This is a genomic window from Billgrantia desiderata, from assembly GCF_900108215.1.
In the GTDB taxonomy this organism is placed as follows: Bacteria; Pseudomonadota; Gammaproteobacteria; order Pseudomonadales; family Halomonadaceae; genus Halomonas; species Halomonas desiderata.
In genome coordinates this window covers 131721-155618 of record NZ_FNVC01000008.1, presented here as the reverse complement: position 1 = coordinate 155618, position 23898 = coordinate 131721, and the positions used below count along the sequence as shown (strand labels likewise).

Annotated in this window: 20 protein-coding genes and 1 tRNA gene; 13 read left to right on the top strand and 8 right to left on the bottom strand. The window is 62.8% G+C overall.

The features are described from left to right. Positions 1-554: 554 nt before the first annotated feature. The 4 genes from C4S71_RS09935 to C4S71_RS09920 all read left to right on the top strand — a co-directional run bounded on the left by C4S71_RS09935 (position 555) and on the right by C4S71_RS09920 (position 5060). Positions 555-1700 (top strand): ABC transporter ATP-binding protein, encoded by a 1146-nt coding sequence (locus C4S71_RS09935; RefSeq protein ID WP_200825271.1) that lies wholly within the window; start codon positions 555-557, stop codon positions 1698-1700. A 50-nt stretch (positions 1701-1750) separates the two neighbouring features. Continuing rightward, on the top strand, positions 1751-2872 hold the full coding sequence (locus C4S71_RS09930) for an extracellular solute-binding protein (RefSeq protein ID WP_200825270.1): 1122 nt from the start codon (positions 1751-1753) through the stop codon (positions 2870-2872). A 79-nt stretch (positions 2873-2951) separates the two neighbouring features. Further along, positions 2952-4205 carry an ABC transporter permease gene (locus C4S71_RS09925; RefSeq protein WP_103969038.1) on the top strand — a complete coding sequence of 418 codons (1254 nt, stop codon included), beginning with the start codon at positions 2952-2954 and terminating at the stop codon, positions 4203-4205. Between the two features lie 3 nt (positions 4206-4208). Next, a complete protein-coding gene (locus tag C4S71_RS09920) occupies positions 4209-5060 on the top strand; it encodes an ABC transporter permease (RefSeq protein ID WP_086511886.1) in 852 nt (283 codons plus the stop codon). A 62-nt stretch (positions 5061-5122) separates the two neighbouring features. Here the strand turns inward: C4S71_RS09920 and C4S71_RS09915 are convergent, their stop codons facing one another. Further along, complete coding sequence (locus tag C4S71_RS09915) at positions 5123-6004, bottom strand: LysR substrate-binding domain-containing protein (protein ID WP_086511885.1); 882 nt, start codon at positions 6002-6004, stop codon at positions 5123-5125. A gap of 126 nt (positions 6005-6130) precedes the next feature. On the opposite strand from C4S71_RS09915, the gene phnC reads away from it, so the two are divergent. The 6 genes from phnC (at position 6131) to C4S71_RS09885 (ending at position 11241) form a co-directional block, all read left to right on the top strand. Further along, positions 6131-7006, top strand: a complete 876-nt coding sequence (phnC, locus tag C4S71_RS09910; RefSeq protein WP_086511884.1) for a phosphonate ABC transporter ATP-binding protein — start codon at positions 6131-6133, stop codon at positions 7004-7006. 19 nt (positions 7007-7025) lie between these two features. Continuing rightward, positions 7026-7892 (top strand): phosphate/phosphite/phosphonate ABC transporter substrate-binding protein, encoded by an 867-nt coding sequence (gene phnD / locus C4S71_RS09905; RefSeq protein WP_086511898.1) that lies wholly within the window; start codon positions 7026-7028, stop codon positions 7890-7892. Next, entirely contained in the window at positions 7892-8701 is an 810-nt protein-coding gene (gene phnE / locus C4S71_RS09900; RefSeq protein WP_086511883.1) for a phosphonate ABC transporter, permease protein PhnE, read from the top strand. Before phnD ends, phnE begins: the two co-directional genes overlap by 1 nt. 2 nt (positions 8702-8703) lie before the next feature. Further along, the gene (locus C4S71_RS09895) at positions 8704-9699 is read left to right on the top strand and encodes an NAD(P)-dependent oxidoreductase (RefSeq protein WP_086511882.1); all 996 of its coding nucleotides are present in this window, start codon (positions 8704-8706) and stop codon (positions 9697-9699) included. 343 nt (positions 9700-10042) lie between these two features. Continuing rightward, positions 10043-10465: a hypothetical protein gene (locus tag C4S71_RS09890; protein WP_086511881.1), complete on the top strand. Its 423-nt coding sequence runs from the start codon at positions 10043-10045 to the stop codon at positions 10463-10465. A 107-nt stretch (positions 10466-10572) separates the two neighbouring features. After that, on the top strand, positions 10573-11241 hold the full coding sequence (locus C4S71_RS09885; RefSeq protein WP_103969037.1) for a hypothetical protein: 669 nt from the start codon (positions 10573-10575) through the stop codon (positions 11239-11241). A 233-nt stretch (positions 11242-11474) separates the two neighbouring features. On the opposite strand, the gene C4S71_RS09880 is transcribed toward C4S71_RS09885, so the two are convergent. The 4 genes from C4S71_RS09880 to C4S71_RS09865 all read right to left on the bottom strand — a co-directional run bounded on the left by C4S71_RS09880 (position 11475) and on the right by C4S71_RS09865 (position 16519). Continuing rightward, entirely contained in the window at positions 11475-12863 is a 1389-nt protein-coding gene (locus C4S71_RS09880) for a sigma-54-dependent transcriptional regulator (protein WP_086511879.1), read from the bottom strand. Next, a complete protein-coding gene (locus C4S71_RS09875; RefSeq protein WP_086511878.1) occupies positions 12860-14317 on the bottom strand; it encodes a sensor histidine kinase in 1458 nt (485 codons plus the stop codon). The genes C4S71_RS09880 and C4S71_RS09875 overlap by 4 nt, the downstream gene beginning before the upstream one ends. Positions 14318-14380: 63 nt before the next feature. After that, complete coding sequence (locus tag C4S71_RS09870) at positions 14381-15535, bottom strand: PQQ-dependent sugar dehydrogenase (RefSeq protein WP_103969036.1); 1155 nt, start codon at positions 15533-15535, stop codon at positions 14381-14383. Between the two features lie 108 nt (positions 15536-15643). Further along, positions 15644-16519: an AEC family transporter gene (locus tag C4S71_RS09865; RefSeq protein WP_086511876.1), complete on the bottom strand. Its 876-nt coding sequence runs from the start codon at positions 16517-16519 to the stop codon at positions 15644-15646. Between the two features lie 138 nt (positions 16520-16657). Here C4S71_RS09865 and C4S71_RS09860 point away from each other — a divergent pair, with 138 nt between their 5' ends. Then, entirely contained in the window at positions 16658-18469 is a 1812-nt protein-coding gene (locus tag C4S71_RS09860) for an ABC transporter ATP-binding protein (RefSeq protein WP_086511875.1), read from the top strand. Positions 18470-18632: 163 nt separating this feature from the next. On the opposite strand, the gene C4S71_RS09855 is transcribed toward C4S71_RS09860, so the two are convergent. Together C4S71_RS09855 and C4S71_RS09850 are read right to left on the bottom strand one after the other, a co-directional pair. Next, entirely contained in the window at positions 18633-20216 is a 1584-nt protein-coding gene (locus C4S71_RS09855; protein ID WP_103969035.1) for a sodium:solute symporter family transporter, read from the bottom strand. Between the two features lie 151 nt (positions 20217-20367). After that, complete coding sequence (locus C4S71_RS09850; protein ID WP_103969034.1) at positions 20368-20961, bottom strand: hypothetical protein; 594 nt, start codon at positions 20959-20961, stop codon at positions 20368-20370. A 144-nt stretch (positions 20962-21105) separates the two neighbouring features. Between C4S71_RS09850 and C4S71_RS09845 the strand changes: the two genes are divergently transcribed. Beyond that, positions 21106-21182 (top strand) — tRNA-Ile (locus tag C4S71_RS09845). 642 nt (positions 21183-21824) lie between these two features. Continuing rightward, entirely contained in the window at positions 21825-22061 is a 237-nt protein-coding gene (locus tag C4S71_RS09840) for a hypothetical protein (RefSeq protein ID WP_010629537.1), read from the top strand. 78 nt (positions 22062-22139) lie between these two features. On the opposite strand, the gene C4S71_RS09835 is transcribed toward C4S71_RS09840, so the two are convergent. Beyond that, the gene (locus tag C4S71_RS09835; protein ID WP_103969033.1) at positions 22140-23870 is read right to left on the bottom strand and encodes an ExeM/NucH family extracellular endonuclease; all 1731 of its coding nucleotides are present in this window, start codon (positions 23868-23870) and stop codon (positions 22140-22142) included. Positions 23871-23898 lie beyond the last annotated feature (28 nt).

The following is a 23898-nucleotide window of genomic DNA, read 5'->3' as shown; positions in this document are numbered from 1 at the left end:
TACGAGGATGGTGGTGTTGTGATATTTGTTGCGGTGATGCCGGGCGGGCCGGCGGTTAACAAGAGGGTACAAGTCCCTCAAGATGATGAGGTCGATGAAAATCATGACCTTGCTTTACGTGCCATGTAGAAGACGCAGTCGAGTGAGGTGTGCCGAGGCGTGCAAGATGACACCGTGGCCCCCACGTCAAGTCTGGCACCGTTGGCGAGCAATGCTAGCTCGATAGCGCTAAGAACCCGTACCCATAGCGACATGATTGTGGACAGAAATTATACACGAAAAGGTCCTGCCTGCCGAGGCGCCCACGTTCTCCTATTCTCTTCAGAGTGGAAAGGAAAATGCAGCGTAATCACCGGGTTTTATTGGGTAACGGTGCGTAATCGATAAGGTCCGGTCTGTCCCGCCTCCGCTTCAACGCTTTTTGGACACAGCGGGGATTGCGGTGGATAGCGGGTAGCGCATAGGGTAGATGGCTACAACGATAAAGAACCAGCCAGCTTGCATCAGTGACATCACACTGCTTTGCCGGATCTGGTTGCGAGTGAGAACCCTGCATGAACGAAAGTCTGCAACAAGAGCGTAATGACAGCGCAAGGGAAGCCAGTCACGCAGCGGAAGCGCACTTTGTCCGTTTCATTAACGTCCAGAAGAGCTACGACGGAATCGAGCTGGTGGTGAAGGGGTTCGACCTCGACATCCACAAGGGTGAGTTCGTCACCCTGTTGGGGCCTTCCGGGTCGGGCAAGACCACTTGTCTGATGATGATGGCGGGCTTCGAGACCCCCACTCACGGCCAGATTCTGCTCAAGGGCGAGCCCATCAACGACCTGCCGCCGCACAAGCGGGGCATCGGCATGGTTTTTCAGAACTATGCGCTCTTTCCCCACATGTCGGTTGCCGAAAACCTCGCTTTCCCGCTCGAGGTTCGCCATCTCTCCAAGGCGGAAATCAAGCGCAAGGTGGCGCGGGCCTTGGCCATGGTGCGTCTGGAGAATTTCGGCGACCGGCGGCCGGCGCAGCTCTCCGGCGGCCAGCAGCAGCGGGTGGCACTGGCCCGAGCGCTGGTCTTCGAGCCCGAGCTGGTGCTGATGGACGAGCCGCTGGGCGCGCTGGACAAGAACCTGCGCGAAGAGATGCAGTACGAGATCAAGCGCATCCATGCCGAGCTGGGGGTCAGCATGATCTACGTGACCCACGACCAGACCGAAGCCCTGACCATGTCCGACCGCATCGCCGTGTTCAACGATGGCGTGGTGCAGCAGCTGGCAGCCCCCGAAACCCTCTACGAGGCTCCCGAGAATGCCTTCGTTGCCAACTTCATCGGTGAGAACAACCGGCTCTACGGCGAAGTGACGGAAATGATCGGCGACAAGTGTCAGGTGCGGCTCGACAGTGGGGAAACGGTGCTGGCCAAGCCCGTTGCCGCCGGCGGCATTGGCGCGCGTACCACGCTCTCGCTGCGCCCCGAGCGTGTCGACATCGTATCGAGTGGTGCCGAAGAGACTTTCGACAACCGTTTTCGCGCCGAGGTGAGGGAGGTGATCTATCTCGGCGACCACCTGCGCACGCGGGTCAGCGTGTGCGGCAACGAAGAGTTCATCCTCAAGACGCCCAATGCAAAGAGCTATGCCTCGCTGAGGCCGGGGCAGTCGGTCGATATCGGCTGGTCCAGCAGCGACTGTCGGGCGCTGGACGCCTGACGCAGGTCGAACCCATGGCAGTTCAACAAGAAAAAAGAGGAAGATGGACGATGAAACCTAACACTCAACAAGCAGGCAAACCGGCACTCAAGCTGGTGGTATGTGCCGTGGCCGGCGCCTCGGTCATGGGGCTGGCGAGCGTTGCCCAGGCCCAGCAGACGCTCAACATCGTCTCCTGGGGCGGCGCTTACAGCATGAGCCAGCAGCGGGCCTATCATGAGCCCTGGATGGAGAAGACCGGCGACAATATCGTCAATATCGACCGCAGCGCCAACGCCCTGGCTGGCCTGCGCGCCCAGAGTCAGGCCGGCAACGTCACCTGGGATCTGGTCGACATGCTGCCGGCGGATGCCATGATCGCCTGTGCCGAAGGCCTGATCGAGCCGCTCGATCACGATGAACTGCTGGCGCCGGCACCCGACGGGACGCCACCCAGTGAAGACTTCGTCGATGGCGCGCTGGGCGAGTGCTTCGTGGCCTCGATCGTCTACTCCAACATCGTCGCCTTCAACAGCTCGATGTTCCCCGAGGACAAGCAGCCGAGTACCATCGAAGACGTGTTCGACCTGGAGAACTACCCCGGTCAGCGTGCTCTGATGCGGCGGCCGATCAACAACATGGAGTGGGCTCTGATCGCCGACGGCGTCGACCGCGAGGACGTCTACGACATGCTCGAGACGGAAGAGGGCATTCAGCGCGCCTTCGCCAAGCTCGACACCATCAAGGACCATGTCATCTGGTGGGAAGAGGGCTCGCAGCCCCCGCAGCTGCTGGCAGACCGTGAGGTCGCCTTCGCCTCGGCCTACAACGGTCGTATCTTCGATGCCATGGTGAGCGAGAACCAGCCCTTCGAGATCATCTGGGACGCTCAGGTCTTCGAGCTGGATGGCTGGGTGGTACCGACCGGCAAGCTCGACAAGGTGCGCGACTATCTCCATTTCGCCACCGACACCCAGCGCCTGGCCGACCAGGCTCAGTACATCTCCTATGGCCCGGCCCGCTACTCCTCCTCGGACAAGGTCTCCGTGCATGCGGAAACGGGTATCGACATGATGCCGCACATGCCGACGTTCCCGCCCAACTTCGCGACCGCGATCCAGAAGGACGATGAATTCTGGGCCGATTACAGCGACGAGCTGAATCAGCGCTTCGACGCCTGGCTGGCTCAGTAAGGTGTGATCGCCGCCCGGCTGCTGGCCGGGCGGCGCTATCCGCCGCCTTCGTCGTCATGTTGCCTTCCGGAGGGCCAGAGTGTCCGATTCTCCTGCATCCCCATTGACCACGGCCGATGGCGTGCCGCTCAAGGTCAGTCTGCGCCGCGCCGTGAGGCGCTCGAAGATCAAGGCTTTCCTGCTGGTATCGCCGCTGCTGCTGTTTCTCGTCGTCGCCTTCGTCATGCCCATCTTCGAGATGCTGTGGCGCAGCGTCGACAATCCCGAAGTGTCGACCCATCTGTCGCGCACCGTCGAGGCCCTGGAGGGCTGGGACAGAGAGTCGCTGCCCGGGGAGGAGGTCTTCGCTGCGTTGACCGAGGACCTGCACGAAGGGCAGCAGGCACGTAACCTGGGGCTGCTGTCGAGCCGCTTGAACTACGAGAAGTCGGGCATGCGCTCGACCATCACCCGCACCGCCCGCAACATCGGTACGCTCGAGCCGCCCTACCGTGAAGCGCTGATCGAGCTCAATGACACCTGGGGCGAGCTCGATACCTGGAAGCTGATACAGCGCGAGTCCTCGCCGCTGACGATCAGCTACTACCTGGCGGCGATGGACCGTCAGCTCACGCCCGATGGCGAGATCGTTCGCGCACCCGAATCCCAGCGCCTGCACGTCACTCTGTTCTGGCGCACTTTCTGGATGAGCCTGGTCATCACCGGCCTGACGCTGCTGCTTGGCTACCCCGTGGCCTTCCTGCTGGCCAGCCTGCCGCTGCGCTATTCCAACCTGCTGATGATCCTGGTGCTGCTGCCGTTCTGGACATCGCTGCTGGTGCGCACCACGACCTGGATCGCCATTCTTCAGTCCCAAGGGGTGCTCAACGACCTGATGGTCGCCGTCGGGGTGATCGCCGACGAGGCGCGCTGGCAGATGATCCACAACAAGACCGGCACCATCGTCGCCATGACCCATATCCTGCTGCCGTTCATGATCCTGCCGCTGTACTCGGTGATGAAGACCATCCCGCCGAGCTACATGCGTGCGGCGCGCTCCCTGGGCGGCAGGCCGTTCCTGTGTTTCCGAAGGGTCTACTTCCCGCTCACCATTCCGGGCATTGCCGCCGGGGGGATCCTGGTGTTCATCCTTTCGATCGGCTACTACATCACTCCGGCACTGGTCGGTGGCCAGTCGGGACGCTTCATCACCAACTATATCGCCTACCACATGCAGACCTCCCTCAACTGGGGCCTGGCGGCGGCAATCGCTTCGATCCTGCTGTTCGTGGTGGTGGTGTTCTATCTGGTCTTCAATCGCCTGATCGGCGTCGACAAGGTCAAGCTGGGGTAAACGATGGCCATTCCTTCCTATGCCACCCGCGGCGAGCGCATCTGGCACTACGTGTTCCTCGGTATCTGTGCGCTCATCTTTCTGTTCCTGGTGGGTCCGCTGCTGATCATCATCCCGCTCTCCTTCAATGCGCAGCCGTACTTCACCTTCTCCCAGGAGATGTTATCTCTCGACCCGGCGGGTTATTCGCTGCGCTGGTACGAGGATTTCTTTACCTCGCGGGCCTGGCTGCACGCGATCAAGAACAGCTTCATCATCGGCATCGCCTCGACGATCCTGGCGACCATTCTGGGCACCGTCGCGGCACTGGGGCTGTCGAGCCGCCACATGCCGGCGCGCAGTGTCATCATGGCGCTGCTGATCTCGCCGATGATCGTACCGCTGATCATCTCCGCTGCCGCCATGTTCTTCTTCTTCTCCAAGGTCAATCTGGCCCAGACCTATCTCGGCGTGATACTGGCGCATACCGCGCTTGGGATCCCCTTCGTCGTGATCACCGTGACGGCAACGCTGTCGAGCTTCGATACGACGTTGATCAAGGCGGCCCACAGCCTGGGGGCCAATCCCACGCGCACCTTCTTCAAGGTCGTGCTGCCGCTGGTCACTCCTGGGGTCGTGTCCGGTGCGCTGTTCGCCTTCATCACCTCCTTCGATGAGGTGGTGGTGGTGCTGTTCATTTCCGGCCCCGAGCAGCGCACCATGCCGATCCAGATGTGGTCCGGCATTCGCGAGCAGATCAGCCCGACCATCCTCGCCGTAGCCACACTGCTGGTACTGCTTTCCATGCTGCTGCTGACGACACTGGAGCTGCTGCGTCGACGCAGTGAGCGGCTACGGGGCGTCACACCGGAATAAATCCCACCCTCTCGCTTCGGCAAGAAAAAGGGTATACGGATTTAATGGTTGATGGGGCACCTTCACCCTCCAACTCGTGACGCCTCCGCCACGGCCAAAAACTTACTGATTAATGAGGCTTCTGCCCGGTCCTTGAGACAGATGACGTGCGCGTGTGTATAGAGCTCCAACCCTGCCACGGGTAAGGCCACCAATCGCTTACTGGGCGTAAAAGCCGTTTGCGCGACGACGCCCAACCCCAAGCCCTGAGCCACAGCTTCGCGAACGGCTTCCCGGCTGCCCATCTCCACGGATGTGCGCACTCTCACCCCCGCGGCGGCCAGGCCGAGCTCGAACACGGTGCGCGTGCGTGAACCATCTTCGCGCATCACAAATTCCTGATCCTGCAGGTCATGCAGAGTCAATGAACTTTTACGGGCCAGCGGATGGCCCACGGCGGCGAACACGACCAACAGTTGCCGCTTGAACGGCATACACCACACATTGGGGTCATCCACGTGATGCAACACCACACCCACATCATCTTCCTGATCCAGGACGCGTCGGGTGATCAGGCGCGAATCGCCCATGCAGACAGACACTCGCACCTGCGGGTACTGCTCGCGGAATCGTTTGATCATCGGCGTCACGTTGTAGGGCCCTATGGCCCCGACTTTCAAATGGCCCTGATACTGGCAACGGGCACTGAGCAGTAGCAACATGGCTTGCTGTTCGGTCTGATAAAGGCGGCTGGTGGTTTCGTGCAGCAGTTTGCCAAAGTCCGTCAGCTCGGCACCGCGCGGCGTGCGGTGCAATAACTCCACACCGTAGCGGGTTTCCAGGCGGCTCAAGTGGGCGGAAACCGTAGGCTGGCGCAATCCCAAAAAGCGGGCGGCGGCGGACAGGCTGCCACAGCGGGCAACCGCTTCGAAGGCTCGAAGTTCGGCGCTGGATGAATTTGTCATTACTCACTCCGCGAGACTATAGACTCCACCTATACCCTAAGCGGTAAATATGTCGATTTAATTAATAGGCACGTCATCAAGGCTCGGCATACTGTCGGCTCCAACCCCTGGAGAGGAGCCAAGATTATGTCGAGCACCAACACCGAGGCCGCCGCCCGGGATACTGCATCCCCGAGCCAACCGGCACAACTTCAAACCGAACAATTGAGTGTGACCTACAGCAACGGTCATCAAGCGTTACAGCCCAACTCCCTGGCCTTTGCGCAAGGCGAGTTTGTGGTTCTATTGGGCGCTTCCGGTGCCGGTAAGTCCACGTTGCTGCGTTGTTTGAACGGGCTCGTAAAGCCTTCACAAGGCAAAGTCCTGTCTTCGGCTTGTGGGGATATCGCTACGGCCGAAGCACGGCGAGCCCACCGCCGCCAAACGGGCATGATTTTTCAGCAACATCACCTGATTGGGCGGCTGTCCGTTTTGGACAATGTGTTGCTTGGGCGTATTGGCTACCACAACAGCTGGCGCACCCTGTTGCCCTGGTCCAAAGATGAGAAGCGCATGGCGCTGGCGGCCATTGATCGTGTGGGTCTGTTGGACTATGCCCTGCAGCGGGCCGACCAATTGTCCGGCGGGCAACAGCAGCGTGTTGGTGTGGCCCGGGCGCTGATTCAGCAGCCTTCCATTTTGCTGGCCGACGAACCTGTGGCCAGTCTCGACCCCGCCACGGCGGAGCAACTGCTGACCCTGATTCACAGCATCTGTAAGAGCGATGGACTGACCGCTATCGTCAGTTTGCACCAAGTGAATTTCGCCCGGCGTTTTGCCGACCGCATTGTCGGTCTGCGTAGCGGTGCCGTGGTATTCGACGGCCTGCCCGGCGCGCTCACCGAGGCCGCCGCCCATGGACTTTATCAACGACCGGACAAAGCCAAATCCACGCAAGAACAACCTCAACAGGCCTTGCGGAATGAGCCATTCCGCGATGCTCCACTTCCTTCAGCCCTGTAAATTACTCTCGGAGATTATTATGAAACTGCATTGGCTATTTGTTGCCTGCTTAAGCTTATTGACCCTGGTTTGCACACCGGCATTTGCCGAAGGGAAAGACCCTTCTCGCCTGCGTGTCGCCCTGCTTCCCGATGAAAACGCCTCCACTCTGATTCAAAACGCTCAGCCACTAAAACAATATTTGGAAAAAACCCTGGGCAAACGCATCGAAATTGTGGTCACCACGGATTACTCCTCCATGATTGAAGCCATGCGTTTCGGCCGTATTGAAGTGGCTTACTTTGGCCCCTTGTCCTATGTGTTAGCCAAGTCCCTCGCGCCCGGTCTGGAGCCGTTCGCTGTAGGCGTTGAAGACGGTACTCCCACCTACCACTCCGTCATCATCGCCAACGCCGCCGGCCCGGTGAAATCTTTGGCGGATGTACGCGGTCAGTCTTTTGGTTATGGTGACCAAGCGTCCACTTCCAGTCATTTGGTTCCGAGAGCACACCTGTTCAACCAAGTCGGACTGGATGGCGATAAAGACTATCGACCGGTACACCTGGGGACTCACGATGCGGTAGCCCGGGCGGTTCAGGCGGGGCAGATTCCGGCCGGCGCTCTGTCCAAACCCATCTACGATATGTTGGTGGCTCGCGGTACGGTGGACGCCAGCAAATTGGTAGAGCTGGAGCTAACTGCACCGATTCCCAACTATCCCATTGTCATGCAGGGCGACTTGGCTCCGGCGCTGAAGCAGTCCATTCGCGATGCGTTTTTGAACATGTCGAGCCCCGAAGTACTGGCGGCGTTTCGGGTTGAAGGCTTTGCCGCCACCGACGATTCGGCCTATGACGTGCTGCGTGATACCGCCCGCATTCTGAACATAAACCTGGGAGAAATGTAATGAGCTCGGTGGCAACACCATCCTACGACCACCTCCTGGGCCAAGCCCGGACCCAAGCGGTGCGCAAGGCACGTTTGGTGGCCGTGATTTTGGCGGTATGTCTGGCGGCTCTCGCAATCACCGGCTTTTTTGACCCGGCGCGCTTCATTGAGGGCGGCCCGGCCATCGCACAGCTGGCTTCGGAAATGGTGCCACCCAACTTTAGCCGTTGGCAGCACTGGCTTAAACCGCTATTGGATACTTTAGCCATGTCCATTGCGGGCACGGTGCTGGCGGTGCTGTTGTCACTGCCACTGGCATTGCTGGCGGCGGCGAACACCTCGCCCAACCCCTGGGTGTACCACAGTGCACGAACGCTGTTGGCGGCGCTGCGCTCCGTACCCGAAATCATATTGGGCATACTGTTCGTGGCTGCGGTGGGTTTTGGCGCATTGCCCGGTGTGCTGGCTCTGGCGCTGCACTCGGTGGGCATGGTGGGCAAGTTCTACGCCGAAGCCATAGAGCATGTAGACCCCAAACCCCTGGAGGCGGCCAGTGCCGCCGGGGCTAGCCGCATGCAGGTGATTACCCACTCGGTAATGCCCCAAGTGCTACCGCAATTGGCGGACATCACCATCTACCGCTGGGAATATCACTTCCGTGCCTCGGCGGTGTTGGGCATCGTCGGTGCCGGTGGTATCGGTTTTGAATTAATGGCCGCTCTGCGCCTGATTAACTACGCCGAAGTATCGGCCATATTGCTGGCAATTCTGGCCTGCGTTGTTGTGGTAGACGGCATAGGTGCCGCTTTGCGAAAAAGGCTTCGATAACTATGACAGACAAGATTTTGATCACCCACCCGGTACACGAGGATGTATACCACCGATTGGCTGCCGTAGCCGAGGTGGACATGAACCCCGATCTGGAACCCTGGCCCTACGCTGAAGTGTGCCGCCGCGCCGCCGACGCTACCGCCATCATGGGTTTTATGACGGACCGAGTGGACACCGAATTACTGACCAACGCACCGCGGTTAAAAATCATCGCCTGCGCGCTGAAAGGCTACGACAACTACGATGCCGAGGCCTGCGCCCAAGCCGGGGTGTGGCTCAGCATTGTGCCGGACCTGCTCACCGCCCCCACGGCTGAACTGGCCGTGGCGCTGGCGCTGGGTCTCGCCCGTCATGTGCGCGCAGGTGATGCCTTTGTCCGGCAAGGCAATTACCGTGGTTGGCGTCCGCACTTTTACGGCTACGGATTGCACAATTCCACCGTCGCCGTACTGGGGCTTGGCCGTTTGGGCAGCGCCCTGGTGGAGCGCTTGCAGGGGTTTGGGTGCGCCCGAATACTGGGTGTGGACACTCACGCCAGCTTACCGGGGGTGGTGAATTGCTCGCTTCAGGACGCGCTGGCGCAAGCGGACTTTGTGTTTTCTTTGTTGCCGTTGTCCGAAGAAACCTGGCACCTTCTGGATGCCGCGCACTTGCGTGCCTGTAAGCCGGGCCAACTGCTGATCAATGTGGGACGCGGCTCTGTGGTGGATGAATTGGCGGTAGCCGACGTGCTAGCGGAAGGCCGCCTGGGGGGCTACGCCGCCGACGTGTTCAGTTGCGAAGATTGGGCTTATCTGGAGCGTTTGCGAAAAATTCCGGACGCTTTGTTGCTGGCCGAAAACACCCTGTTCACTCCCCATTTGGGTTCGGCTGTACACAGTGCCCGACGCGCCATAGAACACCGGGCTGCGGACAACATTCTGGCCGTGCTCGCCGGACGCGCGCCCGAAGACGCGGTCGCCGAGGCTGAGATACGCCTAGCCGTCTGCCCATAACACCATCGTCAGCCGGGGAGGCGGGGCCAGGCCCAGTCTCCCAGCTTACCTCTCGCCCCAACCTGCTGATTTGGGGAGATCAACCAGCTATTCCGGATACCCAAGAAAAACAGGGAGACGTCGCGACGTCTCCCTGTTTGTCGTGGTCAGCCGGGTTTGGGCTGTGGCAAAGCTGCCCATGTGTCAGTTTGAGCCACCTTTCTTGCCGATTTTAGATCATCTCATCTCGCCGAATTTTTCTATAAGTAATTGTTTTTTATATATTATAAGAAATATCAGGAAGAGTGGCACGACCTGTGCTGCTATCAGGAAGAGAATGAATCAATCAGGGAGAGGAACCCAGATGAGCCATAGAACGCGTGCAAGCAAACCTGCCAGGCAGATGACCGCCTTGGCCTCGGCAGTGGCTCTGGCGCTAGGAACGCTGTCTCTTGCTGGTTGCGGCAATGACGATGACGTGCCGCCTGTCGAGGAAGAGCGTCCGGTCACGGAAGAGCAGACTTCCCCGATGCAGGACACCACGGCCGATCCGGGCATCGATCAGACCGATACGGCCGCTGGAGACGGCTCGGCGGAGCCGATCACCGGGGCCGAGGAGAGCCCTGAGGGCATGGGCGACGTAACGCCCGAGCAAGACCCGCTGCCCGAAGCCGAGCAAGAGCCGATTCCCGATGAGGACGAGCTCGAAGGCCAGCAGGACACAATGGACCAAGGACAGGTCGACGATCCCTTGGTTGAAGAGGAAGAAGAGCAAGGTGGTAACTGATCTGTCGATCTGACCCCTTTCGCTTCGTGCCGCCATCCGGACGATGGCGGCTCAGGGCAGGACGCCCATTACACTTCGCGCAAGGCGATACCGCAGGAGGTGGAATCATGATGTCCAAGGAATTTCTGAAGAAGCTAGGCATCGTTGGTGTGACCATGGGGCTGACCGCCAGCCCGTTCGCACTGGCCCAGCAGACCCAGACTCAGCAGGACGAGTTCCAGACTCAAGAACAAGCCCAGGATCCGGCTGAAGCCGTTCAAGGCGCTCCGGGGGCGGAGCCTACGCCGGGTACTGACGCCGCGCCGGGAACCGGCACAGGTCCGGGAGCCGACCCGGCTCCAATGGAGGATGGCGTGGCCCCGGGTGAAGCCGATCCGGCCTTCCCGGATACCGGCACCGATGCAGCGCCGGGCACCACTGCTCCGGGTACCGACCCGGGAATGCAGACCGATCCTGGGGCTGAGACCATGCCCGGTGCCGTTGACGGCGCGCCTGGCGCCGAGCCCACTCCGGGCACTGACGCCGCGCCCGGCACAGGGGCAGCTCCGGGTGCCGATCCCGCTCCGATGGAGGATGGCGTAGCACCGGGCACCGCTCCGGCTGATCCTGCCGCGCCTGGCGTCCAGCAGGATCCGACCCAGCCGGGTATGCAGCAGGAAGGTGAGGCTGGCTTCGGTGAAGGCACCGAGCCGATGCCGGGTAACGACGGTTACGATGCTACCTCTCCGGAGGAGGAAATCGGTCCGGGTGCCGCTGGCACTACCAGTAACCAGTAACTGAGCAGACGATGGCAGCGGATGAACAGGGAAGTAACCGGGTTCGCTGCCGAGGATGGAGAGGCAACGCAATGGAGGCCGAGCCTCTTCTCCGCCGAGCATGACGCGTCGCAATTCGCTGACGGCCCGCCACCCTCCCCCCTTGCACCGTCAGTCGAGTTGCATGGCGTACTTCGCCCCCGCGCTCCCACGGGGGCTTTTTTACGTTTCCGGTCGTAACGTCTGGATGATCGTCAATCCTCCTCCAGTCGCCGGTAGAGTGTACGCCTGGCTATGCCGAGGATGTCCGCCGTGCGCCGCTTGTTGCCGCCGGTGGCTTCCAGCACCTTCTGAATATAGCGTTTCTCGACTTCCTCGAGACTCGGCCAGCTCTGCTGGCTGCGCGCGACGAGGGCGTTGCCGGCTTCGATCTGACGCACCACGCCGCGCTGTTCCTGACCATGCTGACGTATGCGTTCCGGCAGGTCGGCGTGGCTGAGCAGCCCATCCTCGGCCAGGGTCACCGCCCGCATGATGGCATTTTCGAGCTCTCTCACGTTACCGGGGTAGGGGTAGTCGAGCAGGGTCTGGAGCGCCACTGGCTCCACGCTGTCGATGCGCTTGCCCTGGGCGGTGGCGTGCTTCTCGATCAGCGCCGAAACCAGGCGTTCGATGTCGCCCTGGCGTTCGCGCAGGGGCGGAATGCGCAGCGAGAAGGTCTCCAGCCGGTAGAACAGGTCGCTGCGAAAATTGCCGCTCTCGATCTCCTGTTCGAGGTCGCGGTGAGTGGCGGCGATGATGCGCACGTCAACCGCTTCCTCCTTCTCGGCACCCACGGCCTTGACCATCTTCTCCTGCAGCGCGCGCAGCAGTTTGGCCTGCAGGCCGGGCGACATTTCACCGATCTCATCGAGGAACAGGCTGCCGCCGTTGGCCGCCTGGAACAGACCCTGGCGCGAATCGCTGGCCCCGGTGAAGGCTCCCTTCACGTGGCCGAAAAACTCGCTCTCCATCAGCTCCGAAGGAATGCTGGCGCAGTTGATGGCGATGAAGGGCTCGGCGGCGCGGGGGCTTTCGGCATGAATGGCGCGCGCCAGCAGCTCCTTGCCGGTGCCGCTCTCGCCGAGGATCAGAATTGGTGCGTCGCTCTTGGCCAGGCGTGCCGCATCGTGGAACAGGGCCTGCATCGTCTCGCTCTCCCCGACGATGCCGTGAAAATGACCGGGGGCCTCTCCCTGCTGGAAGCGTTCGGCCAGACGCCTGTTTTCCAGCACGCGGTAGACCGCTTCGCCCACGCTCTCCAGATCGAGCGGTTTGGTCAGAAAGTCGTCGGCACCGATCTTCAGTGCTTCCACGGCCTGGTCGATGGTGCCGAAGGCGGTGATCACGATGAAACCGACGCGGCTGCCCTCCTGGCGAAGCTGTTCGAGCAGCTGCATGCCGCTCATGCCGGGCAAGCGCACGTCACTGATGATCATCGCCACTTCGCTGTGGCTCAAGGTGAGCATGGCTTCCTCTGCGCTGCCGACACCGAGCGTCTGGTAGCCGGTTTCCTGGAGCTCCTCCTCGAGCAGCTCCAGGATGGCGGCGTCATCCTCGACGACCAGTATCGGCAGATCGGATTGGGTGTGGCTTCCTGTCACGTGGCAGTCCCTCCTTCCTCGCTATCGTTCAGTGGCAGCCCGATCTCGAAGCCGGCTCCCCCCAGCTCGCTGTCGTAAACACCGACAGTGCCGCCATGATCGTTGATGATTCGATGTACCATGGATAATCCCAGGCCGCTGCCTTGACCCACGGGTTTGGTGGTGAAAAACGGGTCGAAGACTTTCTGCTTGTCCTGATCGGCGATGCCGGGGCCGTCATCCTCTATCCACAGGGTCAGCCAGCCCTCCTTGTCCTGTGCACGGATGCGCACGCGCTCGACGCCCTTGGCCTGCGCCGCGTTGCGCAGCAGGTTGGTCAGTACCTGTATCAGCTGCTGGCCGTTGGCCAGCAGCGGCGGTGTCGTCGCGGGAAGATCGAGTTCGAGCCGGATGTCGCTCTGTTCGAAATCCTCCTCGACCAGTTCGCGGGTGGTCTCGAGCAGTTCGGCGAGTTGCAGCGGCTCCTTCTCGACGTTGTGGCGCCGGCCCAGTTCCATCAACTGGCGCACGATCTCGACGATACGCTCCACCTCGCCGCGTATACGACCAAGCCTGGTGCGGTCCGCGTCGGTGAGCGTCTCGCGGCGGGAGAGGCGCTGCGCCTGGCCGTTGATCACCGTCAGCGGGGCGCCGATTTCATGGGCGACGCCCGCAGCCAGCACGCCGAGCTCGGCGAGCTTCTTCGATTTGCGCAGGCGCTTCTCGAGTTCTATCTCCTTGCGTCGACGCGTCTCGATATCGGCGTCCTTCTCGGCCATGGCGTCGAGCATGCCGTTCAAGGCCACTGCCAAGCGTTCATACTCCTGCGGCCCCTCGGCTTCGGCCCGCTGCTCCCGGTCGCCGGCCTCCACCCGCTGCATGACGGCCAGCAGTCGTTCCAGCGGACGCTCGATATGGCGCCGAAAGCCCCACCAGATACCCAGCACGATCCCGGCCGCGCCGACGACGAACGCCAGCAGCGCCAGCTGGCTGAGAAAACCGGTGTAGTTCTCGATCCCGGTATTGAGCCGGTTGACCTGCAGTACGCCCTGCACCTCGCCGGTATTGGATATCAGCGGCTTCAGAGCGGAGTAGTAATGCCAGCCGTCGTGCTCGCGATAGGCCGCGCGCATCTCGCCGTGCTCGGCGACCTCGCGAATGGTTTCCGGGCTGAACAGGGCCTGCCCCAGGCCGAGCCCGTAGATCTCGCGCCCGTTGGCGTCGAAGACATAGGCGCCATAGATGCGATGGAAGGAGAACGCGGAATAGAGCGACTCTTCGAGCGGCTCGGTGGCGTTGCGGCTGAGGGCGTGGCTCAGGGTCGTGCCGATGACGTTGGTGATGACCTGGACTTCCCGCTCGAGGCGAGTGCGCACGTTGTCCTCGAGCGACTTGATGGCCACCAGGCTGAATATCAGCAGCACGAGGAACAGCGGTGCTATGACGGTGATGAGGATGAGATTGCGTAGGCGCATGGCATCTCGCAGGCAGCATTAGACGAAGGCGGCACCGGCCCATGGACCGGCGCCGTGCTTGAATCACTCCACCGGCCTCAGCCGGTAGAGGCTGCCTTGCGCCTCGTCATTGACCAGGTAGATGGCACCATCGTGCCCCTGGTGCACGCCGCGGATGCGTCCGATCTGTCCGTCCAGCACCACTTCGCTGTCGGCCAGCTGCTCTCCCTCGATCGACAAGCGGTACAGCCGCTCGCCGCGCAGCCCGCCGGCCAGCAGGTCGCCCTGCCACTCGCCGAAGGTGACCGAGGACACCTGAGCCAGACCGGAGGGGGCGAAGGGAGCTTCGAAGACGTGGATCGGGTCCTGCATTCCCGGCAGGGAGTCCTCGCCGATGGGCTCGCGGGTGCCATAGTCGCGCCCCTGGCTGACCTCGGGCCAGCCGTAGTTTTCCCCCGCGACGATGAGATTGAGTTCATCGCCGCCGAAGGGGCCATGTTCGGTGGCCCAGATCTCGCCCTGCTCGGTCACCACCATACCCTGAATGTTGCGGTTACCGAGGCTGTAGATCTCGGTCAGGGTGGCATCATCGTCGGCGAAAGGGTTGTCGTCGGGAGCGCTGCCGTCGGCGGCTAGCCGCAGCACGCTGCCGGCATGATCGTCTGCCGCCTGGGCGCGCTCGGGCGTGCCGCGGTCGCCGATGGACATCAGCAGGGTTTCGTCGGGCAGCCAGGCGAGCCGTGAGCCATAGTGCCGCCCAGGGCCGGAGAAGCGGTCCTGTTCGAACAGCGTCTCGACGTCGCTCAGGGCGTCGTCGCTCAGTCTGGCGCGGCTCAAGGCCGTTGCCGTGCCGCCGTCGCCGGGCTTGCTCCAGGTGAAGTAGAGCCAGTCGTGCTCGCCGTCGCCGTAGCGCGGATGCAGTGTGACGTCGAGCAGGCCGCCCTGGCCCTGTGCGCTGACCTCGGGCACGCCCTCGAGATGCGTGATGCTGCCGTCTTCGTCGATCAGCGCCAGGCGCCCCGGGCGCTCGGTGACCAGAAAGCGTCCGTCGGGCAGCATGGCTACCGCCCAGGGGTTTTCGAGACCCTCGGCAATGCGCTCCAGGCGCAGCTCCATGTGTTCTGTGGAGATGCTCTCTTCGACGACTTCGACGCCGAGCGCTGCGGTGGACAGGGCGCTACCGCTTGCCGCGATGCCTGCCAGCAGAACGACGGACAATGGCTTGTTTGCTTCGTGCATGACTTCCTCCCTTGCATTTCTTTGCCGCCCCTTTCTCTTGCCACCCCAAAGGATAGAGACTGTGGTGCAGCCGGGGTGTTCCCTTCACCCCTCGGTCCCGCTTGCCGGCTACATCAGGATAGCCAGCAGAATGGGCAAGTAGAACAGCGCCAGCAATGTCGAGCAGAACACCAGGCTGGCGACGTATTCCGGTTCCCGCTTGGCGCGCTGAGCGAACAGGTAGTTGAACACCGCCACCGGCATGCACATCTGCAGTATCAGAATGCTAAGTGCCAGCGGCGGCAGGTTCAGCAGCGTGCCGATGCCCCAGGCCAACAGTGCGGCGATGGGGATGCGCAACAGGCTGAAACCGATGCCCGTCTTCAGGTTCTTCACCTTGATGCTGGCCAGCGACACGCCCAGCGTGATCAGCATCAGCGGCACCGTGAAACCCGAGATCAGATCGACGCTGTTGGCCAGCCACAGCGGCAGCCCGGTATCCGTCAGCAGCAGGAGCAGTGCTATCAGGATAGCGTAAACCGTAGGCGTCCTGAGCAGAGTCTTCAAAGGATTGTCGGCACTGGCGAAGATGGCGCCGATGGTGAACTGGAACAGCGAGACCGTGACCATCACCGTGATGCCGAAAGCGAAGCCCGCGCTGCCGAAGGCGTAGAGCACCACCGGCAGGCCCATGTTGCCGGTATTGGGGTACATCATCGGTGCCAGCAATACACGCCAATCCTGCTTCAGCAGACGCGCCATGACGAAGGTGGCGCCACCCATCAGCGTCATGACCAGGGCGGCGGCCAGCATGGTGCGCCCGAAGCTACCGGCATCGATGTCGGCACCCGTGAGCGAGGCAATGACCAGGGCCGGCGTGCCGATGTTGAAGACCAGGCGGGTGACGAAGTCGACGGGAAAGGGATGCCCCAGGCGGATCCACATGAAGCCCAGCCCGGCGCCGGCCAGTATAGGAGCCATGACGGCGAAGAGATCGGGGAGCATCGAGCATCCTTGGCGGTGAGAAAGCCCAGTATTGTCGTGAAGAGTGAGGTGGCGATGCAAGCTCAGCCGTGTGTTGCCGCCTTGGTGCAAGTGGCTAGAAACCGTTAAGCTGCGAATCTTGTTCGTCAGGAATCTCTCATGTCCGCCAACGCTACTGCCAACAGCTTCCATGCGCTGGTGCGTCTGCTGCGCTATGCGCGCGGTTACCGACGCCGCATCATTGCCGCCACCACCTGCTCGGTGATCAACAAGATCTTCGACATCGCACCGGAGATCCTCATCGGCGTGGCCATCGACGTGGTGGTCAACCAGGAGCGCAGCTTCGTCGCCCGGCTTGGCTTCACCACGCCCCAGGAGCAGATCCTGGTGCTCGCCGTGCTCACCTTCTTCATCTGGGCCGGCGAGTCCATCTTCGAATATCTCTACAAGATCCTGTGGCGCAACCTGGCCCAGCGGCTGCAGGCCGACATGCGCCTGGACACCTACGAGCACGCCCAGCGTCTCGACATGGCCTACTTCGAGTCGAAGAGCTCGGGCCAACTGGTGGCGACCATGAACGACGACGTCAACCAGCTCGAACGCTTCCTGGACGGCGGCGCCAACTCGCTGATCCAGGTCGGCGTCACCGTGGTGGCGGTGGGCGCGGTGTTCTTCGTCATCTCGCCCTTGATCGCGCTGCTCGCCTTCACACCGATCCCGATGATCATCTGGGGCGCCTTCTTCTTCCAGCGCAAGGCCGGCCCGCTCTACGCCGACGTGCGCGAGAAGGTGGGCGATCTCGCCAGCCGGCTCTCCAACAACCTGGCCGGCATCGCCACCATCAAGAGCTTCACCAGCGAGGCGCGTGAGGCCGAGCGGCTGCGCACGGTCAGTGAGGCCTACGTAGAAGCCAACCGCCGTGCCATCCGGGTCAGCTCCGCCTTCATCCCGGTGATCCGCATGGCGATCCTCGCCGGCTTTCTGGCCACTTTCACCGTGGGCGGCATGCTGGCGCTGCGCGGCGACCTCAACGTCGGCGCCTACGGCGTGCTGGTGTTTCTGACCCAGCGCCTGCTGTGGCCGCTCACGGGCCTCGCCGAGGTAATCGACCTGTTCGAACGCGCCATGGCCAGCACGCGGCGCATCCTCGACCTGCTGGCGGTGCCGATCACGGTGAAGGACAACGAAGGCCAGCCGCTGGCCGAGCCGGTGCGCGGCGAGGTGAGTTTCGATAACGTAAGCTTTCGCTACGCAGCGAGCGGTGTCGGCGTCGATGGCATCAGCCTGCACGTGCCTGCCGGCAACACCCTGGCCCTGGTGGGCGCCACCGGCTCCGGCAAGTCGACCCTGATGAAGCTGCTGCTGCGCTTCTACGACCCCTCGGCCGGCGAGGTGCGCATCGACGGCCAGCCGATCGACGAGGTGAGCCTTGCCTCGCTGCGCCAGGCCATCGGTCTGGTGAGTCAGGACGTCTATCTGTTCGAGGGTTCGATCCGCGACAACATCGCCTACGGCAAGCCCGATGCCAGCGAAGAGGCGGTGATCGAAGCGGCGCGCACTGCCGAAGCCTGGGAGTTCATTCAGGCGCTGCCCCAAGGGCTCGATACCGCCGTGGGCGAGCGCGGCGTGCGCCTCTCCGGTGGCCAGCGCCAGCGGCTTTCCCTGGCCCGGGCGCTGCTCAAGGACCCGCCGATCCTGGTGCTCGACGAAGCCACCAGCGCGGTGGACAACGAAACCGAGGCGGCTATCCAGCGCTCGCTGGCCAAGATCGGCCACGGCCGCACCGTGATCATGATCGCCCACCGGCTCTCCACCATCGTTCACGCCGACGAGATCGTGGTCGTCGACGGCGGGCGGGTGGTGGAGCAGGGCAGCCATGCCGAGCTGCTCCAGCGCGGCGGTCGCTACGCCGCGCAGTGGCGGGTGCAGACCGGGGCGCTGGAGGAGAGCGAGGTGCTGGGCTCTGCCTAGGCTGAGCGGTCGTCGCGCTAGGGAAGCACTGAGCAAATCGACGAGCGGGATGAAGCACAAGGCGCACGGAGCACAGGAACCGGAGCATATGGGGTATATGTGAGGATTCCGAGCACCGCGCAACGCAGTGATTCGCTCGCGCAGGCATTTGTGCAGTGTTTCCCTAGATGAACAGGGCCACCCAAATCACGGTGACCACCGCAAGCAGGCCGGCCAGCACGCGATAGTTCTTCCACAGCGGCTTGTCGGCCAGCTCGCGCGACTCTTCATGCCAGGCCTCGCGGGACCAGACGTATTCCTTGAGCGCTTCCCGCTCAGGCGGCTCGCTGAACAGGGTAATGCCGACGAACAGGGTAAGGCTCAGCAGCAGCATGACCCCGGCACCGTAAAGGAACTGCAGCTGATACAGCTCGAAGATCTCGCCGGCAAGGAAGCCGGCGAGGCCGATCGGCGCGGCAATCACCAGAGTCCAGAAAGCGGCTGTCGCCGTGGCCCGGTACCAGAACAGCCCGCCGAGGAAGATCACCACCACCGGCATGGTCACGTAGCCCAGGAACGACTGGAAGTACTCGACGATGCCGTCGAAGGTCAGGATCACCGGAGCCCACAGGCCGGCCGCCACCATGAACACACCCACCATGGACCGGCTGATCAGCAGGATCTGCTTTTCACTGCGCTGCTTGCCGTGGGTCTTGACGAAGTCGTTCACCACCAGCGAAGAGGCGCCGTTGAGCACCGAATCGAGGGTCGACATCAGCGCCGCCACCAGCGCTGCCAGCACCAGGCCGCGGATGCCGATGGGCAGGAAGTCGAAGGCCAGCATCGGCCAGATCAGATCCGAGTCGGACAGGTCAGGGTAGAGCGCCCGGCCCATGGTGCCGGGCAGAATCAGCAGGAACAGCAGCGGCAGCTGGAGAAAGCCGGCCATCAGCACGCCCCAGCGGCCATGGTCGATGCTCTTGGCCGAGAGCACCTTCTGCATGACGATGTGGTTCGTCGTCCAGTAGTAGAAACCCAGCCACAGCACCCCGGTGAGTACCCCGGGCCAGGGCAGGAAGTCGTCGTCTGCCGGCTTGAACACCGTGAAGCCATCTTCCGGCGCCGCTTCCCGAACGGCGCCCCAGGAGCCCAGTTCGCGAAACAGCATGAAGAAGATCACTGCGCCCGCCACGTACAGCAGCACGGCCTGAATGGTATCGGTGATCATCACCGCGCGCAGGCCGCCCAGGATGACGTAGATACCGCCGAGCAGCGCCATGGCGGTGATCAGCATGCCCAGCGGAACCTCGGGAAACAGCAGCTTCAGCACGATACCGCCGGCGAACAGCGCGCCGGCACTGTCGATGAACAGCGCGGTGAACACCGAGAAGATGGAGAAGGCGTAGCGCGAGCGCTTGTCGTAGCGGCAAGCCAGGAACTCCGGCATGGTGCTGACGCGGGAGCGCAGGTAGAACGGCAGGATGAAGAGTGCGAAGAACACCAGCACCAGCGTGGCCATCCACTCGTAGTTCCACACGGCGATGCCGTCTTCGTAGCCGGCCCCGGCCAGGCCGATGTAGGAAGTGCCGGAGAGGTTGGCGGAGACCAGGCTGAAGCCCACCAGCGGCCAGATCATGCCGCGACCGGCGAGAAAATAGCTCTCGGAATCCTTGCTCTTACGGCCTACCCAAAAGCCGATGGCAAGGATCATGCTCACGTACAGGCCCACGATCACCAGATCGATCGTCGCCAGCTCGAACTCGGGCACGGTCTCCCTCCTCTGCCCATGGTTCAGGATCGAAACGGCTCCGATGACCCTCCCGGTCGAGCCGTTTCGACGTCGGACTGCTTAACGAACCCTAGTCCAGTACAAATCTAGTTCAGAGGTGGCTGGGCGACAACGCAGCCGCCGATGCCCGTTACCTCACCAGCAGGGCATCGAGCCTGACCGGTACCTCATCGCCGATCTGCTCGTAACCGAGCAGCAGCATCACCGAGCGCAGGGTGGGGTCCGCCATCAGCGCCTGGCCATCCAGCGCCACCCGCTCGGCGTTGGTCACCTGCACCTCGGCACTGCTTTTCTTGGTGAAGCGTACCGGCAGCGACTCCTGGCGTACGTTGTTTCCTGAACGTACCGTCATCGTCAGGGTTTCCACCAGCGACTCACCCACCTCGAGCCGCTCCAGCCGCTCGGGAGGAAACTGGGTGGTCAGGGTGGCCATGGGCCGCTCGGTCAGGCCGGAGAGCCATGGCGGCAACGGCCCCAGCCGCTCCACCACGTCGCTCTGGTTGAGCCGCAGCGGCAGCTCCAGGGTGCCGTTCGTACTGGCACTGCCGCTCAGCCTGCGCACCTCGTGCTGGCGGGGAATGGGGCCGTCGGGGGCGATCTGCATCACGGTGGCCGACACCCGCGAGCGCTCCGGGTCGAGCTCCCAGGCGGAAAGCGGCAGGGCAAACAGCAGGGCGGTGGCGCCCAGCGGCAACAGCGAGAAAGAAGCGAAAAGGCGTTTCATGAGCGGTGCGTCTCCAGGAGCGAAAGGCTCACCCAGAAGACACGCCAAACGCCGGGAAGTGCCCGGCGCAGCGGCGCGAATTTGCCGCCGCCCAGGCTCTGGCCACGCCCACCAGCTTTCGCTATCATACGGCGGCGCAATGCAGGGCCTATAGCTCAGTTGGTTAGAGCAGGGGACTCATAATCCCTTGGTCGCTGGTTCGAGTCCAGCTGGGCCCACCATTCTTTGTTACCTTCCTCTATCCTCTGCGGCTTAACTTGCAGGCCCTGGTCAGTTAGCGCCTGATATGGCCTCGCTGAAATTGCTGACCGGACTTTTCTCCATCCGTATACCAGTAGGTGCGGTGTCGCAGCCTGACACTTTCAGCCATAGGCGTTGGTGAGTCGGCGGTGGCCTTGGTCTGCGCTCGCGGCCCGTTTGACCAGCGTTCAGCACCGTCCAATTGCGAGTTCATCTAGCGTCCAATTGCGGGTTCATCCGCCGTCTAATTGCGGGTTGTGTCAGCGTCCAATTGCGGGTTGGCGGCTCGCCCGAGCCGTTTCGCCATCACCTCACAGCTCGCCACCCGGAGGCGATCAGCTGTCGTCATTTTGATACTCAAGTGCCTGAAATTCTCAAAGAGTGTGGATCGTTACCCGATCCATGAACCGTCTTCCCCGCGGGGCTGTATAAGGGATACAGCGCAACGGCAACCAGTGGCTCCATGGCATGCGATCTGATGCTGCGCTGCGCGGTTTCGATGACTTGCGCTCCGGCCAAGGCGTCGAGTGGATACCGAAGCCGGGGCGGTTGCTTGGTTGCCAAAGAAATCAAACTGGATGATTGGTCGTAATTGACCCTGTTGAGAGGGAAATGCCATGCGAATGCTATCTATCGGACTGTTGAGCGGTGTGCTGGCCCTGGGACTTGCTGGCTGCGGTACCACCACCGGTGAGCGAGCGCTGAGTGGCGCCGGCCTGGGGGCAGCCGCCGGCGCCGGCACCGCCGCCATGACAGGCGGCAGCGTGACCAGAGGGGCGGTGATCGGTGGTGGCCTGGGCGCTGCCGCCGGGGCGGCCACCACCCGTGATGACATCGACCTGGGACGCCGGCGTCGCTGATTGACGACGAGAGAGCACTTCCCAGCAATCGAAAGCATCATTCCATCATTGCCGGATGCGTCAGCTGCCCTGTTTCTGCTAACGCCACTTCAGGTCCACCGCGATGGGATCATGGTCCGAGGAGCGGAAGGGGTCGGGGCGGAAGTGGGGCGCTGCGTTGTCCGGCCCATCGTAACCGAGGTAGGGCGGTTCATCGGCATTGATGGGCCACGGCCGCACCTCTGCCACTGCCGCGGCCAGTTCTGGGCTTGCCAGGGCATGGTCCAGGTAGCCCGATTCACCGCGGAACACGTAGCTGTAGCGGCGCTCCGGCGGTAGCTCGCGGGCCATCAGGTCTACGAGGCCTTCGCGGGTGAGGGTGAGGATCGGGTCCTCGGCGCCATAGGCGTTGAGGTCGCCGGTCAGCAACAGGCGCTGGTGCCCCTCGGCGGTTGCCAGGCGCTCGAGAAAGGCGTTCATGGCCTGCGACTGCTCCACCCGGCGCTGGTTCCAGCAGCCCTGGCCGCGGTCGATATCCCCCCGGGACGGACAGCCGGTCTTGGACTTGTAGTGGGCGGTAACGACGCCGAAGTCCGGGCCGCCGTCCACGCTGCGGAAGAAGGCCGCCAGCGGCGGGCGATGATGAGTGGAGGCGTTGTCGGCGTAGAGCTCGCTCATGGCCTCTACCCGGTCCGGCCGGTAGATCAAGGCGAGCTTGATGGCATCGCTGCCGCGGTCGGCATTCCCGCCCACCGCACGATAGCGGATGCCGGTTCGCTCGCTGAGCTGTTCGACCAGGTCGGCCAGGGCGCGCGGGTCATTCTCCACTTCCACCAGGGCCAGGATATCGGCCTGCAGCCCCTCGATGGCAGCGGCGAGCTTGGCCCGCTGGCGCTCCAGCTCCTCGGTGTTGGTGGCGCCGCGCTGGCCCAGGCTGATGAAATAGTTCTCGACGTTGAAGGTTGCCACCCGTAGCCGTTCTCCCGGCGCCGGCAGCGGTTCCGGGCGCGGGTTGGCGTCCTCGAAGCGTGGCTCGATGATCGGGTGCAGGCGGTAGGCGTCGAAGGCGTGGGTCAGGATGCCGGTCAGGCCCTGAACGGTGCTGCCGACACGACGAGTGCCATTCGCATCCAGGTAGGGAATGGGGTCCGGAAAGGCGCGGTAGCTGCCGTCGTCCAGCTCGAGGATGTCCCGCTGCTGGGCCTCGCCGGGCGAGTTCGTGGGGCGGAACAGGCGGTTGGCGGCCAGTCTCAAGGAGCCGTAGCGGGCAAGCTCGTAGTTGCCGGTGACGGTCAGCGTCTGCGGAAACGTCAGCAGCAGCCCTTCCTTGCGTGACAGCTGCTCCTCGCTGAGCGGCCATTCGACCGCAAGCGGCTCGGGCAGTCGATCGCGGGCACAGGTCTCGATCCGCTCGACCCGCTGCAGCTGGATCTGGCCGCGGTACTCGCCGGTACGGGCGTGGAGTTGCAGATGTGTGCCGGGTGCAATGAGCGCCCCATCGCTCGGCGTGGCGCCAGGCATGTAGACGAACAGGCCGACGGGGCCATGCTCCGTGTCCTGCTGCAAGTAGAAGCCATTCAGTCGCTCGCGGCCGAGAAACTCGCCGGTCACCACGCCGTCGACGATCACCTCACGGTCGGCGGGCAGGGCCGCGCGTTCACCCATCCCCTTGATGGCGGCAAGGTCGGCGCTGGATGTCTCGGGGCAGCTGGCTGCCGCCGGTAGGGCCACCAGCAGCAGGGCCAGCAACAGGCTGCAGGAGCCTGCACGGCGGGTCACGACAGGGTGTCGGCGCGTGCCGGTAGTACGCGGCTGGGCGGTGAGGGTCATGCGTTCTCCAAGGTAAAGGCTGTCTTGG

What these genes read in the sequence shown, in the direction of transcription:
- C4S71_RS09860 (WP_086511875.1), top strand. Translation starts at nt 16,658, where the DNA reads ATGTCCGCCAACGCTACTGCCAACAGCTTCCATGCGCTGGTGCGTCTG.
- C4S71_RS09870 (WP_103969036.1), bottom strand. Translation starts at nt 15,535, where the DNA reads ATGCACGAAGCAAACAAGCCATTGTCCGTCGTTCTGCTGGCAGGCATC.
- C4S71_RS09840 (WP_010629537.1), top strand. Translation starts at nt 21,825, where the DNA reads ATGCTATCTATCGGACTGTTGAGCGGTGTGCTGGCCCTGGGACTTGCT.
- C4S71_RS09865 (WP_086511876.1), bottom strand. Translation starts at nt 16,519, where the DNA reads ATGCTCCCCGATCTCTTCGCCGTCATGGCTCCTATACTGGCCGGCGCC.
- C4S71_RS09930 (WP_200825270.1), top strand. Translation starts at nt 1,751, where the DNA reads ATGAAACCTAACACTCAACAAGCAGGCAAACCGGCACTCAAGCTGGTG.
- phnE (WP_086511883.1), top strand. Translation starts at nt 7,892, where the DNA reads ATGAGCTCGGTGGCAACACCATCCTACGACCACCTCCTGGGCCAAGCC.
- phnC (WP_086511884.1), top strand. Translation starts at nt 6,131, where the DNA reads ATGTCGAGCACCAACACCGAGGCCGCCGCCCGGGATACTGCATCCCCG.
- C4S71_RS09935 (WP_200825271.1), top strand. Translation starts at nt 555, where the DNA reads ATGAACGAAAGTCTGCAACAAGAGCGTAATGACAGCGCAAGGGAAGCC.
- C4S71_RS09835 (WP_103969033.1), bottom strand. Translation starts at nt 23,870, where the DNA reads ATGACCCTCACCGCCCAGCCGCGTACTACCGGCACGCGCCGACACCCT.
- C4S71_RS09915 (WP_086511885.1), bottom strand. Translation starts at nt 6,004, where the DNA reads ATGACAAATTCATCCAGCGCCGAACTTCGAGCCTTCGAAGCGGTTGCC.
- phnD (WP_086511898.1), top strand. Translation starts at nt 7,026, where the DNA reads ATGAAACTGCATTGGCTATTTGTTGCCTGCTTAAGCTTATTGACCCTG.
- C4S71_RS09850 (WP_103969034.1), bottom strand. Translation starts at nt 20,961, where the DNA reads ATGAAACGCCTTTTCGCTTCTTTCTCGCTGTTGCCGCTGGGCGCCACC.
- C4S71_RS09895 (WP_086511882.1), top strand. Translation starts at nt 8,704, where the DNA reads ATGACAGACAAGATTTTGATCACCCACCCGGTACACGAGGATGTATAC.
- C4S71_RS09885 (WP_103969037.1), top strand. Translation starts at nt 10,573, where the DNA reads ATGATGTCCAAGGAATTTCTGAAGAAGCTAGGCATCGTTGGTGTGACC.
- C4S71_RS09920 (WP_086511886.1), top strand. Translation starts at nt 4,209, where the DNA reads ATGGCCATTCCTTCCTATGCCACCCGCGGCGAGCGCATCTGGCACTAC.
- C4S71_RS09875 (WP_086511878.1), bottom strand. Translation starts at nt 14,317, where the DNA reads ATGCGCCTACGCAATCTCATCCTCATCACCGTCATAGCACCGCTGTTC.
- C4S71_RS09890 (WP_086511881.1), top strand. Translation starts at nt 10,043, where the DNA reads ATGAGCCATAGAACGCGTGCAAGCAAACCTGCCAGGCAGATGACCGCC.